The 12,873-nt window shown below is 59.7% G+C and carries 8 protein-coding genes; 7 read left to right on the top strand and 1 reads right to left on the bottom strand.

Annotated features, from left to right (window positions below; translation table 11 throughout):
* The first annotated feature begins 76 nt into the window (after positions 1 to 76).
* From ACW9HW_RS25070 to ACW9HW_RS25080, 3 genes are read left to right on the top strand one after another with little or no spacing between them, the layout of a single operon-like run.
* The gene (locus ACW9HW_RS25070; protein ID WP_457402034.1) at positions 77 to 865 is read left to right on the top strand and encodes an ABC transporter ATP-binding protein; all 789 of its coding nucleotides are present in this window, start codon (positions 77 to 79) and stop codon (positions 863 to 865) included.
* A complete protein-coding gene (locus ACW9HW_RS25075) occupies positions 862 to 1,809 on the top strand; it encodes an ABC transporter substrate-binding protein (protein ID WP_457402035.1) in 948 nt (315 codons plus the stop codon). Before ACW9HW_RS25070 ends, ACW9HW_RS25075 begins: the two co-directional genes overlap by 4 nt.
* Entirely contained in the window at positions 1,806 to 2,816 is a 1,011-nt protein-coding gene (locus ACW9HW_RS25080) for a FecCD family ABC transporter permease (RefSeq protein WP_457402036.1), read from the top strand. Before ACW9HW_RS25075 ends, ACW9HW_RS25080 begins: the two co-directional genes overlap by 4 nt.
* Positions 2,817 to 2,849: 33 nt before the next feature.
* On the opposite strand, the gene ACW9HW_RS25085 is transcribed toward ACW9HW_RS25080, so the two are convergent.
* Positions 2,850 to 7,562, bottom strand: coding sequence for a DUF4329 domain-containing protein (locus ACW9HW_RS25085; protein WP_457402037.1), 4,713 nt, complete (start codon positions 7,560 to 7,562; stop codon positions 2,850 to 2,852).
* Positions 7,563 to 7,880: 318 nt separating this feature from the next.
* On the opposite strand from ACW9HW_RS25085, the gene urtA reads away from it, so the two are divergent.
* The 4 genes from urtA to urtD all read left to right on the top strand — a co-directional run bounded on the left by urtA (position 7,881) and on the right by urtD (position 12,776).
* Positions 7,881 to 9,146 (top strand): urea ABC transporter substrate-binding protein, encoded by a 1,266-nt coding sequence (gene urtA / locus ACW9HW_RS25090; RefSeq protein ID WP_457402038.1) that lies wholly within the window; start codon positions 7,881 to 7,883, stop codon positions 9,144 to 9,146.
* Between the two features lie 164 nt (positions 9,147 to 9,310).
* The gene (gene urtB, locus ACW9HW_RS25095) at positions 9,311 to 10,813 is read left to right on the top strand and encodes an urea ABC transporter permease subunit UrtB (protein ID WP_457402039.1); all 1,503 of its coding nucleotides are present in this window, start codon (positions 9,311 to 9,313) and stop codon (positions 10,811 to 10,813) included.
* On the top strand, positions 10,813 to 11,904 hold the full coding sequence (gene urtC / locus ACW9HW_RS25100) for an urea ABC transporter permease subunit UrtC (RefSeq protein WP_457402040.1): 1,092 nt from the start codon (positions 10,813 to 10,815) through the stop codon (positions 11,902 to 11,904). Before urtB ends, urtC begins: the two co-directional genes overlap by 1 nt.
* On the top strand, positions 11,904 to 12,776 hold the full coding sequence (gene urtD, locus ACW9HW_RS25105; protein ID WP_095192073.1) for an urea ABC transporter ATP-binding protein UrtD: 873 nt from the start codon (positions 11,904 to 11,906) through the stop codon (positions 12,774 to 12,776). Before urtC ends, urtD begins: the two co-directional genes overlap by 1 nt.
* Positions 12,777 to 12,873: the final 97 nt, after the last annotated feature.

Here is a 12,873-nt window from a genome sequence, read left to right on the forward strand (position 1 = left end):
TGATCGCATTTCAATGTGGGAGCGAGCCTGCTCGCGAAGGCGGCATCCGTTACACCGAATACTTCAGAGTAAAAGCATGACCTCGCTGAACCTCACTAACCTCACCTGGTCCCCCCTGGGCCACGGCCACTGTCATCACCAGTTCCGGTTGCGGGATGCCTCGCTTCACGTGGCCGCCGGTGAGTTCGTCGGTTTGATCGGCCCCAACGGCAGCGGCAAGACCAGCCTGCTGCGTTGTGCGTGGCGCTTCAGCAAACCGGAAAGCGGCGAGATCAGGCTCGATCACTACAACGTCTGGCAACAGTCATCACGCTGGTGTGCGCAACGCATCGCCGTGGTATTGCAGGAGTTTCCCGATGCCTTCGGCCTGACCGTCGACGAAGTGGTCGCCATGGGCCGCACGCCGCACAAAGGCCTGTTCGATGGCGATACCCTGGAAGATCGAAACCTCGCAACCCGAGCCTTGGAATCGGTCGGCCTCAAGGGCTTCGAAGATCATGCCTTCTCCACCCTTTCCGGCGGAGAAAAGCAGCGCGTGATTCTTGCCCGCGCCCTGGCCCAACAGCCGCAATTGCTGATCCTCGACGAACCGACCAACCACCTCGACCCGCGTTATCAACTTGAGCTGTTGCAGTTGGTCAAGCGCCTGAAGATCGGCACCCTGGCGAGCATCCACGACCTCAATCTGGCCGCAGCCTTCTGTGATCGACTGTACGTGATCAACCACGGCAGCATCGTCGCCAGCGGCACGCCGAAAGAAGTCCTGACCACCGAATTACTGCGCAACGTATTCGGCGTCGAAGCGCTGATCGATGAACACCCCTTGCACGGCTACCCACGAATCACCTGGATAACCCAACCATGATTTTGCGTCCCCTGCTGTACCTTTCCTTGCTGCTGGGCAGCGCCCAGGCGTTTGCCGAAGCCACCCACTACCCGCTGACGATTCAGAGTTGCAACCGCGCTGTGACCTTCCAGCAAGCACCCAAACATGCCGTCAGCCACGATATCAATATGACCCAGATGATGCTCGCCCTCGGCCTCAAACCGCAGATGGCCGGTTACAGCGGCGTGTCTGGCTGGAAGTCAGTGACGCCCGAGATGCACGGCATCCTCGACGGATTGCCTGAACTGGCGGCCAAGTATCCGTCGGTGGAAACCCTGCTCAATGCCAACGTCGATTTCTTCTTCGCCGGGTGGGATTACGGCATGCGCGTGGGCGGTGATCTCACGCCGCAAACCCTGCAACCATTGGGCATCAACGTCTACGAGCTGACCGAGTCCTGCGCCTTTGTAATGAAGCGTCCACCGGCGACGCTGGAAGACACGTACAACGACCTGCGTAACCTCGGGAAAATCTTCGACGTGCAGGATCGCGCCAATGCCGTGATCAGCCAGATGCAGGTGCAAGTCGCCGTGATTCGCAAAAACCTGCCCGCCGACAAGCCACGGGTGTTCCTGTACGACAGCGGCGAAGACCGGGCCATGACCTCGGGTCGCCTGGGCATGCCGCAAGCGCTGATCGACGCGGCCGGCGGACGCAACGTGCTCGATGATGTCGAGGCGAGCTGGACCCGGGTCAATTGGGAGAACGTGGTCGAGCGCAATCCGCAGGTGATCGTGATCGTCGATTACGGCGAAGTCACCGCCGATCAGAAGGTGCAGTTCTTGCTTGATAACAAGGCGCTGCAATCAGTGGATGCCATCAAGCATCGGCGCTTCATCGTCATCCCTTACGTGCAGGCCACGCCGGGCATCGACAACGTGCTCGCGGTCGCCACGTTGGCCAAGGGTTTCCACGGCGAATGATCAATCGTCGCTACGCCTTGTTGCTGATCGCCCTCGGCGCGCTGTTGCTGGTGTCGTGCGTGGTGTCGCTGGGTTTCGGCCCCGCGCGGGTGCCGGTGGACGTCGTGTGGCGGATTCTGCAGCACAAGCTGTTCGGTTTCGGCGTGCCCGACTGGAGCGCCGGGCAGGAGCACATCGTCTGGCTGATCCGCGTGCCGCGCATGCTGCTCGGTGCGTTGGTGGGTGCCGGGCTGGCGCTGATCGGCGCGGTGTTGCAAGCAGTGACGCGCAACCCGCTGGCTGATCCGCATTTGCTCGGGGTCACCTCCGGCGCCACCCTCGGCGCGGTGATCGTGGTGCTGCATGTCGGTGAAATTGTCGGCCTGTTGACCTTGCCCATCGCCGCCTTCATCGGGGCGTTGTTGAGCATGCTGGTGGTGCTGATGATCGCCAGTCGCCACGGTCGGCTGGACAGTGATCGTCTGCTGCTGTGCGGCGTGGCGGTATCGTTTGTGATGATGGCGATCGCTAACCTGCTGCTGTTTCTCGGCGATCACCGCGCCAGTTCCGCGGTGATGTTCTGGATGCTCGGCGGGCTCGGGCTGGCGCGCTGGGAACTGCTCGCCGTGCCGGCTGCCAGCGTGTTGCTCGGGTTGGTGCTGCTGCTGGGTATGGCGCGGTCGTTGAACGCCTTGATGGCGGGCGAGCAGACGGCTGTGACGCTGGGGTTGAACGCCCGAACGGTACGATTGTGGGTGTTCGTGATCGCCTCGCTGATGACCGGGGTGCTGGTGTCCATCAGCGGCTCGATTGGATTTGTCGGGTTGATGGTGCCGCATATTGCGCGGCGCCTGGTTGGGGCCGAACACCGGCGGTTGCTGCCGATGTGCGTGTTGCTTGGTTGCGTGTTTCTGGTTTGGGTCGATGTTGCCGCACGAACAATGATTGCCCCCGAAGACTTGCCCATCGGCGTCGCCACCGCTGCCATTGGCGGGCTGTTTTTCATCGGCCTGATGCGCAACAGATGAGTAGTATCTGTCGCGCAATGGATAGCCGGATAATCAGAGCTCGTCCCGATGCCAGACAATCCCGAGACCGGGTGACTGGTGCCGACGCTCGCGCCACTTGACGCCCATGCGACCTGACTGCTTCCAGTAGTAACCGGCAATCAGTACCCTGAAGTCCCCAAGATCAATGAGCCTGGAAATAAAGTCTCCCGAGGAAAGCTGAGCCTGCCATGCTCCGTCCTTGAACTCGACCGCTTTCATCGACAGTAAGTCGTTTTCTGCGTGTGTGTAGACGGGCGTGTATCGAAGCAACACACCGTGAGGGGTGGAGTAGTAAAAGTCCTTGATCGCGAATCCTCTGTCCTTGAGGTACCGGGTATGTTCACGCACCATTGAAGGTGAAGCGAAATTGGCATAGACCTGTTCGATATCCGGGACGAGTGTCGTGTTGCCTGACAAGTACAACTGATGGCTTGCCACAAGCGTGTAGCCGTCGGGATAACGAGGGGACGGTCTCTGGCGCGTCGTAAGCGGATCATTCGCCTTGCGGAAAATCCGGGTAACGGGACTCTCTCCGCTCGCGGTACTTGCCAGGGGCTCGAGCGGGACGAAACGGGACGTTCGACTCAGTAACGATGACGTTCGGCTAAGTATCGCGCTCTCAAAACCGGTATCGCCCTTCTCTACGCTGCCTGCACGTTGCTGGATATAGCGGGCGGCATCATCGGCATGATGAAAAATCGGCCCCAATGCCGGCACCGGGTCGGCTGCCCAACGTTCACTGTCGGGCGCATCCGCCAGGCGCGGTTGCCACTTCTCGTCGACTACCCCATGCCGTGACCAGTAGGCACTGGTCACGATGACCTCGAGTTTCCCGGCCCGTGCCATACGTTGGATATAACCCGGTTGGTCCAGCCTGCCTCGCATGTAGTCATGCTCATCCTGCCTCGCCCGCTCCAGGGATGAGAACTGGTTAGGTCTCAACTCGACCTGACCAAAAGCGTCGTAAAATTCGCCAGGCTCAAAGGCCGCCATGTCGAATCGCAGCAACGCGCCATCGGCGCAAGAGAAATAAACCGGCTTGTATCCTTGAGACGTATAGGCAGCCGTACACACCTGCTGCACCAGTATCGGCGAAGGAATGAACTGACGCGGGTCATCTTCCTGTACACCTTCCGGGGCGGCTGCCGAGCGCAGATAAAGTGCTTGTACGGCATAACCATCGGGCAGTGCACTTTCGGGGAATACACGATCGAGGGCCATCCTGGAATGCTGGTTCTCAACCGGCAGAGTGCCGGTAAAAACGCCGTCCCGAGCGTTCCACAAAATGAAACCGAAGGTCGGGAGCCAGGTGTGGCGCGGGCCTTCATTCACATAGCGCGCCGCCGCGTCCTGTTGAATGAATGCCGGGCTGCACGCGGGAGCCGCCACTGCCTTGTCATAGTCACCCACCGGACCAGTCGCGACGGCTGGATAAGGAGCCCAGCGGGTAACCGGGCCACTTGATCCCCATAACCGACTGCCGGTGACAACATGCAGATAACCTGCCTGTGCCAGGGAATCGACCCAATCACTGGGCGTCAACGCACCACTGTGGATCTGCTGTTTGATTTTCTTGCCATCGAGGTCGGCCGGCAATCGCTGGTTATCTGTCAGGATATTCGAGAGGTCGGCACGCAAACGGCTCAGTACACCCGCGTCATATCGAATCAATGAGCCATCAGGCCCGAACAGGTACTCACTCAATTTCGCGCCGGGGCGGGTAAACGCCGAGTACAGCGTATCGACCGACAACATATTCAAGTAGGTCTGCTTCTGAATTTCGGCAAAAACCAGCGGCAATTCTGCCGCCCTGCGTGCTCGGTAACGCGCTACGACGTGACAACCTTCGGGAAACAGTTTTGAACGAATGCTTTCATCCGGGAAAATCAGCTGAACATCGAAGTCTTCCTGAGGCACCTCAACCGGATCGGTGGCCAGGTAAAGACCATCCCCCCTTTTCAGTACCACGCCACCCAACAGCTTGTTCGAATGATCAGGCAGCCGGGACTGGACATACGCCACAGCATCGTCCTGCTGACTGAATGCCGGGCTTAGCCAGCGACGCTCCAGGTTCATAAAGGGCTGCCAATGGAGATCCACGGGCCAGGGCCTGTCCCAACACAGACTCGTGCGCATGACGTTCAATTGGCCATGGCTGGCGACCAACCGGACAAAATCCACAGCCGGCAGCCTTCCGCTGGCGAGGTTTCGCTTGATGTCTTCCAGTCCCATACTGGGCGTATCGTTATCGAACAGCTTGCTACCCCTGCGATTTTCAAATTTCAGGAGCGCACCATCCTGAGTGGATATGTAAAGCGGGATGGGCGTGTCTGGTTCCGTGACCGGGCGGCGCCGCGAGTAGTAGACAGCTATATAGAGATCATCAGGCGAAATGAAGTATTGCGACAACCAGGAACCGGATTTGTCTGAAGGGTGCTTGACCCGCTGTCGCGAGTAAAAGAACGCGTGTCCATTGAAGCTTTCAGGGTACCGATAGGAATGCGGCGTGCTGGTAACGCCGAACAGACTCTCTGCCTGGAACACATTGTTTGTTTCGTCGCTGACAGGAATCAGTTCGGAGGCGACGTACTCCTCGCGATCCTGTTGTTTGAGGATAAAACCGAACCACGCCTTTTCCTGATCGTGCAGGCGCACGTCATGGAAATACCGATCCAGTGCGGCGTCATCTGCCGAAGAAAAAACCGCTCCGAACGCTACTTGCCTGGGGCGTATCCATTTCCACGGCGAGGCAGGGACGGACCATGCCGCCGTCACTGGCCCACGCTCCCCCCACAGTTCACTGTTCACGACAACACTCAATCGGCCGGCGGCTGCCTGCTCCCTGATGAAGTTGCTCGGCATCGCAACACCAGTCTCCAGCTCGGCGACGAGTGGCCCCGGTTGTTTCGCCGAACCCAAGCGTTTCTCCAGATCCCGCGCACCGGTCGTCTCGGCAGGCTCGAATTTCACCAGACTTTTTTGGGCACCGGATAAATAGAGAGGCATCTCATCGAGCAAAACCTGCCTCATCTCTTCGACACTGAATGTCTGCAAACTAAGGGCTGCTTCTTGCCGGGACCACTTCAACCTGTCCACTTTCCCGGGATCAAGCCGTGACAGTGCTTCGTGCGAGACATATCGCCCCACCAGGACATGGTCGATAGGAAAAATCAGACGTCCTTTGTTGTCGCTCGGATAAAACTGCCCAGGGCTGACGGACTCGATCCCGCCCTCTAGCGGTTCGGTTGCAATGAAGCGCTTATCATCGCGTTGAAAAATGTAACCCGCGTACTGACGGTCACGCCAATTGCCAATCCGCTCGTGGACATAACGAGCGGCATCATCGACCGATAAAAACGCAGGGCTCAACGTCGGCCAGGGAAAAGCGGCGAAGGGCGCCCAGTCGAGTCCGACCGGCCCTAATCGGTCCCACAACTTACTGCCGCGCAACACTTCCAACCGCCCGGCCAGCGCCAGCGTCGAGACGAACTCGCGCGGGCGAAGGGTCCCGGCCTGCATCCTGGCTTGAAGGCCACCATCGCCAAAGGTGCCATCAGCCTTCTTCACGCTCAGCGCCGCTTCAATCTCGGAACCGCTGAAGCTGTACTTCAATATCGAACTGTCCCTGGCCTGCATATACAGCGACAAAGATTTACCGGCTTCGGATAACGGTTTGCTCAAGGCCTGAGATGCAATGGCCGTAGCCATCTCACCCGGCGTGAAGAAGTTCTCGTAGAGCCAGGCCTGAATGGGGGGGAAAAGGGCGGGGTCGGGACGGGACGCGTAATAAAATCCCTCCAGCACATAGCCGGCCGGCAGCTTCACCCGTCCATCGTCACCGCGAGGAAAAAACCGGACCGGATCCCATGACGCTTGACCGGCGGGACGGGCCTGGGTCGCGATGTACTCGTTGGCCGCCAGCTTTTTGAGCACCAATCCGGAAGTCCGGGCGCTTTTTTCCTTCAATGCTGCGAGCACAGCCTGCTGGGCGCTGCCGCAAATGCGAGTCATCAAAGGCCACTCTGTTATCACCCCCTTGGAAAAGGCTTTGCCTGGCTGCCAGTCCGGCGGGACTTTGCCGACGGAGCCCACCCAATCGGCATTGGACACAATGACTTTAAGCTCACCGATCGAAGCGACCTTTCTGATGACGTTCGCCACTCCGAATACACCGACAGGGTTATCACGCGGCGCACCGGCTTTAAGCCAGAGGTAATAGCTGAACTCCTCTTTCGTACCGCTGGGCGAATACTTCAACAGCACCCCGTCAGGACCCGACAGATAGGCGCTGCGAAAAAAACTGCGCTCCGAGACATCGGAAATGAAATCCATATCGGAGAAGAAGTTGAGGAAAAGTCTGAGAGTGACTTCATCCTGGCCAGGATTGGCCGCCCGGACTTTGTCGAGAGCCGGTGGATGCGAATGGACATTCGCGACGCAGGTATATCCTGCAGGATGCACATAGTTTCCGTTGGCATCGGTATCCAGAATGGTCCTGAAATCAAACGTGTTCACCTCGCCTTGCACAGGCTGGGTGGCTGCAAAATCGCCATCCGGCAATTGCACGATCACACTTCCATATTCCCTGTCCGCATTGGCAGGGATCTGGCCATGGACCCAATAAGCGGCATCCTCCTCCGTCAGGAAACCCGGACTGAGCTTTGGAAACCTGGTTTTGGAAGGTAGTACTGCGGCACGAACTTCCCGGCCTGACATGTCATTCATGATAAAAATCCTGCGAAAGAGTATCGGGATAACTACCGAATGAGTGTCGCCATGCGTGCGCCTTGATCAGCGGTACATATCTATCGTTTGTGTATCCAGGCTTTTTGAGTGCTCACCCTCAGGTGCAGCACCATTTGCGCGCAGACAGGCGCACCCGACCCACCTCTCTGCCTGTTAATAGTGCAGCGCTGCTTGTGCCAGCCCATGTTTACCCTTCTGGACAAGGCATTCTCGTCGTTGGGCACAGCCCTTGCTAAAGACCCTTCAGTCGTCCGCATCTGCCAACCAGAAAAATTAAACGTTCATGGAGATCGCACAATGAAGCGTCGCAGTTTGATCAAGGCTTTCACACTCTCGGCAAGCATTGCCGCGATGGGCATGACCTGGACTGTCCAGGCGGCCGAGACCATCAAGGTTGGTATCCTGCATTCGTTGTCCGGCACCATGGCGATCTCCGAAACGTCGCTCAAGGACATGGCGTTGATGACCATCGATGAGATCAACGCCAAGGGTGGCGTGAACGGCAAGATGCTGGAGCCGGTGGTGGTCGACCCGGCGTCGAACTGGCCGCTGTTTGCGGAAAAAGGCCGGCAGTTGCTGACCCAGGACAAGGTGGCGGTGGTGTTCGGTTGCTGGACTTCCGTGTCGCGCAAATCGGTGTTGCCGGTGTTCGAAGAACTCAATGGCCTGCTGTTCTACCCAGTGCAGTACGAAGGCGAAGAGATGTCGCCGAATGTGTTCTACACCGGCGCCGCGCCGAACCAGCAAGCGATCCCCGCCGTCGAGTACCTGATGAGCGAAGAAGGTGGTAGCGCCAAGCGTTACTTCCTGCTTGGCACTGACTACGTCTACCCGCGCACCACCAATAAAATCCTGCGCTCGTTCCTGCACTCCAAAGGCGTGGCCGACAAGGACATCGAAGAGGTCTACACCCCGTTCGGCCACAGCGATTACCAGACCATCGTGGCCAACATCAAAAAATTCTCGGCCGGTGGCAAGACCGCTGTGATTTCCACAGTCAACGGCGACTCCAACGTGCCGTTCTATAAAGAGCTGGCCAACCAGGGGTTGAAAGCCACCGACGTTCCGGTGGTGGCCTTCTCGGTAGGTGAAGAAGAGCTACGCGGCATCGACACCAAGCCGCTGGTGGGCAACCTTGCGGCGTGGAACTATTTCGAGTCGGTCGAGAACCCGGCCAACCAGAAATTCGTCGCCGACTGGAAAGCCTATGCGAAGAAACACAACCTGCCGGGCGCCGATAAAGCGGTGACCAACGACCCGATGGAGGCCACCTACGTCGGCATCCACATGTGGGCGCAGGCGGCTGAAAAAGCCAAGTCCACCGACGTCGACAAAGTCCGCGAGGCCCTGGGCGGCCAGACCTTTGCCGCACCATCGGGCTACACCCTGACCATGGACAAGACCAATCACCACCTGCACAAGCCGGTGATGATCGGCGAGATCCAGGCCGATGGTCAGTTCAACGTGGTGTGGCAGACCGAAGGCCCGATCCGCGCCCAGCCGTGGAGCCCATTCATCCTGGGCAACGACAAGAAGCCTGAGTATGCGGTGAAGAGCAACTGAGCCACTGGATGTCGGACCTGACCGCACAACTCAGGCCCGACGATTTCCCCTGTGGGAGCAAGCCTGCTCGCGAAGAGGTCCTGACAGTCGACATTGAGGGTGAATGTCAGACCGCTTTCGCGAGCAGGCTCGCTCCGACAATGTCCGCGTCAAGGCGATTCTCTATGCCCACTGCCCTTTTCCGCTTCATTCTTGCCATTGCATTTCTTTTGCCGATGGCCTCGTTCGCCGGTGACGCCGACGACTTCGTCGCCGCCAATCCCGCGCAGCAAGCCAAACTGCTTGAAGCCTGGGCCACGCAGCCCGATCCGGCGCGCATCGAGCTGATCAACGCCCTGCAACAAGGCGAGTTGACCGTCGATGGCCAGCCGAAAACCTTGCGCCTGAACAACCGCCTGCGGGGTCTGATCGACACCGCCCTGGCCAGCCACCGACTACTCGCCGCCGACGCGAAAATCCGTCTGGCCGCCGCGCAGCAATTGCAGAAAAGCGCCAAACCCGCGCAGCTCAAATTCCTCGATCAGCAACTGGCGGACGAACAGGATGAAAGCGTCCACGCCGCCCTGAGCCTGGCCCTGGCCAACCTGCAACTGGTGGACGCCAATCCGGCGGTGCGTCTGGCCGCCGTGCGCCTGCTCGGTGAGACCGGCGACCCGCTGGCCCGCACCCGCCTGGAAAGCCTGCTGGATCCGGGCGTGGAAACTGACGCCAATGTGCGCACCGCCGCCGAGACCAGCCTCGCACAGGTCAAACGCAAACTGCTGATGGGCGAACTGCTCGGCCAGGCCTTCAGCGGCATGTCCCTCGGCTCGATCCTGCTGCTCGCGGCACTGGGCCTGGCGATCACCTTTGGCCTGCTCGGCGTGATCAACATGGCCCACGGCGAGATGCTGATGCTCGGCGCCTACTCGACTTACGTGGTGCAACTGATGTTCCAGCGTTACGCGCCGCAGGCCATCGAGTTCTATCCATTGATTGCGCTGCCGGTGGCGTTTTTCGTCACCGCCGGGGTCGGCATGGCGCTGGAACGCACGGTGATTCGCCATCTCTACGGGCGTCCGTTGGAAACCCTGCTCGCCACCTGGGGCATCAGCCTGATGTTGATCCAGTTGGTGCGTTTGCTGTTCGGCGCGCAGAACGTCGAAGTGGCCAACCCCGCGTGGTTGTCGGGCGGGATTCAGGTGCTGCCGAATCTGGTGCTGCCGTACAACCGGATCGTCATCATCGCCTTCGCGTTGTTTGTTGTTGTCCTCACCTGGCTGTTGCTGAACAGAACGCGTCTGGGTCTGAACGTGCGCGCAGTCACACAGAACCGCAACATGGCGGCCTGCTGTGGCGTGCCCACCGGGCGTGTCGACATGCTTGCCTTCGGCCTCGGTTCGGGCATCGCCGGTCTCGGTGGCGTGGCGCTGAGCCAGATCGGCAACGTCGGTCCGGACCTCGGCCAGAGCTACATCATCGACTCGTTCCTGGTGGTGGTGCTCGGTGGTGTCGGGCAATTGGCCGGTAGCGTATTCGCCGCCTTCGGCCTGGGGATCGCCAACAAAATTCTCGAACCGCAGATCGGTGCCGTGCTCGGCAAGATCCTCATCCTCGCGCTGATCATTCTGTTCATCCAGAAACGTCCGCAAGGCCTCTTCGCACTCAAAGGACGGGTGATCGACTGATGAACCAGCCCCTGCTCGTTACCGCGACACAGAAAGCCGGCCCCAAAGTCACGATGGCCGTCGGTATTGTCGTCCTCGCTCTGCTGCTGACGTTGCCGTTACTGTCGTTGCTGCCGGCAGACAGCACGCTACATGTGTCGGCTTACACGCTGACGCTGGTGGGCAAAATCCTTTGCTACGCCATCGTCGCCCTGGCGCTGGACCTGGTCTGGGGTTACGCCGGCCTGTTGTCCCTCGGCCATGGCCTGTTCTTCGCCCTCGGCGGTTATGCGATGGGCATGTACCTGATGCGCCAGGCCTCGGGTGATGGCTTGCCGGCGTTCATGACGTTCCTGTCGTGGACCGAATTGCCCTGGTACTGGACCGGCACCAGCAGCTTCCTCTGGGCCCTGTGCCTGGTGGTGTTGGCGCCGGGTCTGCTGGCGCTGGTGTTCGGCTTCTTCGCCTTCCGATCGCGGATCAAGGGCGTGTACTTCTCGATCATGACCCAGGCCCTGACCTTCGCCGGGATGCTGCTGTTTTTCCGCAACGAAACCGGGTTCGGCGGCAACAACGGCTTCACCAACTTCCGCACGATTCTCGGCTTTGGCATCACCGAACCGGGCACCCGCGCGGTGCTGTTTTTCGCCACAGTATTGTTGCTGGTGGCGAGCCTGTTCATCGGTTGGCGGCTGGCGCGGAGCAAGTTTGGGCGGGTGTTGACCGCGCTGCGCGATGCGGAAAACCGCCTGATGTTCTGCGGCTACGACCCACGGGGTTTCAAGCTGTTCGTCTGGGTGTTGAGCGCGGTGTTGTGCGGCCTGGCCGGTGCGTTGTATGTGCCGCAAGTCGGCATCATCAACCCGAGCGAAATGTCGCCGACCAACTCCATCGAAGCCGCCGTGTGGGTCGCCCTCGGTGGTCGCGGAACCCTTATCGGCCCGTTGCTTGGCGCCGGCGTGGTCAACGGCATGAAGAGCTGGTTCACCGTGGCCTTCCCCGAATACTGGCTGTTCTTCCTCGGCGCGCTGTTCATCGTCGTGACCCTGTACCTGCCCAAAGGCGTGATCGGTCTGCTGAAGAAACGACCTTATGAAAAGAGAGGTGAATAATGAGAGTCACTGCCATGGCTGAATTCATGCTCGAACCGGCCTTCTTCCCGCCGCTGGAACCGAACAAGGACGCCGGCAGCAGCCGCGATGCGATCGGCCTTGGACAGCGCGCCGGCAAAGGCCTGAACACCCGCCACGGCACCATCCTGACCCTGGAAGACATCAGCGTCAGCTTCGATGGCTTCAAGGCGCTGAACGATCTGAACCTGTACATCGGCGTCGGCGAACTGCGCTGCATCATCGGCCCCAACGGCGCGGGCAAGACCACGCTGATGGACGTGATCACCGGCAAGACCCGTCCGAGTCACGGCAAGGCCTGGTTCGGCGAAACCCTGGACCTGACACACATGAGCGAAGTGCAGATCGCCCAGGCCGGTATCGGTCGCAAGTTCCAGAAACCGACGGTGTTCGAAGCCTTGAGCGTGTTCGAGAACCTGGAACTGGCGCAGAAAACCGACAAGTCGGTGTGGGCCAGCCTGCGGGCGCGGCTCAATGGCGAGCAGAAGGATCGCATCGCCGAAGTGCTGGACACCATTCGCCTGACCGCCTCGGTCAATCGCCCGGCAGGCTTGTTGTCCCATGGGCAGAAGCAGTTCCTGGAAATCGGCATGTTGCTGATGCAGGACCCGCAACTGCTGCTGCTCGACGAGCCGGTGGCGGGCATGACCGACGCTGAAACCGAATTCACCGCCGAGCTGTTCAAGACCCTGGCCGGCAAGCATTCGCTGATGGTGGTGGAACACGACATGGGCTTCGTCGGCTCGATTGCCGACCACGTCACCGTGCTGCACCAAGGCAGCGTGCTGGCCGAAGGGTCGCTGGAGCAGGTGCAGGACAATGAGCGGGTGATCGAGGTTTATCTCGGTCGATAAATTTGCGAACACTTATCCAACTGTGGGAGCGAGCCTGCTCGAGAATGCGGTTGGTTAGACAACCCTAATGGCGACCTACCCCCCCTCTTCACCAGCC

Source organism: Pseudomonas sp. SDO5532_S415 (assembly GCF_054071155.1).

Coding starts and splice junctions, on each gene's coding strand:
- urtA (WP_457402038.1), top strand. CDS start 7,881: ATGAAGCGTCGCAGTTTGATCAAGGCTTTCACACTCTCGGCAAGCATT.
- ACW9HW_RS25085 (WP_457402037.1), bottom strand. CDS start 7,562: ATGAATGACATGTCAGGCCGGGAAGTTCGTGCCGCAGTACTACCTTCC.
- ACW9HW_RS25070 (WP_457402034.1), top strand. CDS start 77: ATGACCTCGCTGAACCTCACTAACCTCACCTGGTCCCCCCTGGGCCAC.
- ACW9HW_RS25080 (WP_457402036.1), top strand. CDS start 1,806: ATGATCAATCGTCGCTACGCCTTGTTGCTGATCGCCCTCGGCGCGCTG.
- urtB (WP_457402039.1), top strand. CDS start 9,311: ATGCCCACTGCCCTTTTCCGCTTCATTCTTGCCATTGCATTTCTTTTG.
- urtD (WP_095192073.1), top strand. CDS start 11,904: ATGAGAGTCACTGCCATGGCTGAATTCATGCTCGAACCGGCCTTCTTC.
- urtC (WP_457402040.1), top strand. CDS start 10,813: ATGAACCAGCCCCTGCTCGTTACCGCGACACAGAAAGCCGGCCCCAAA.
- ACW9HW_RS25075 (WP_457402035.1), top strand. CDS start 862: ATGATTTTGCGTCCCCTGCTGTACCTTTCCTTGCTGCTGGGCAGCGCC.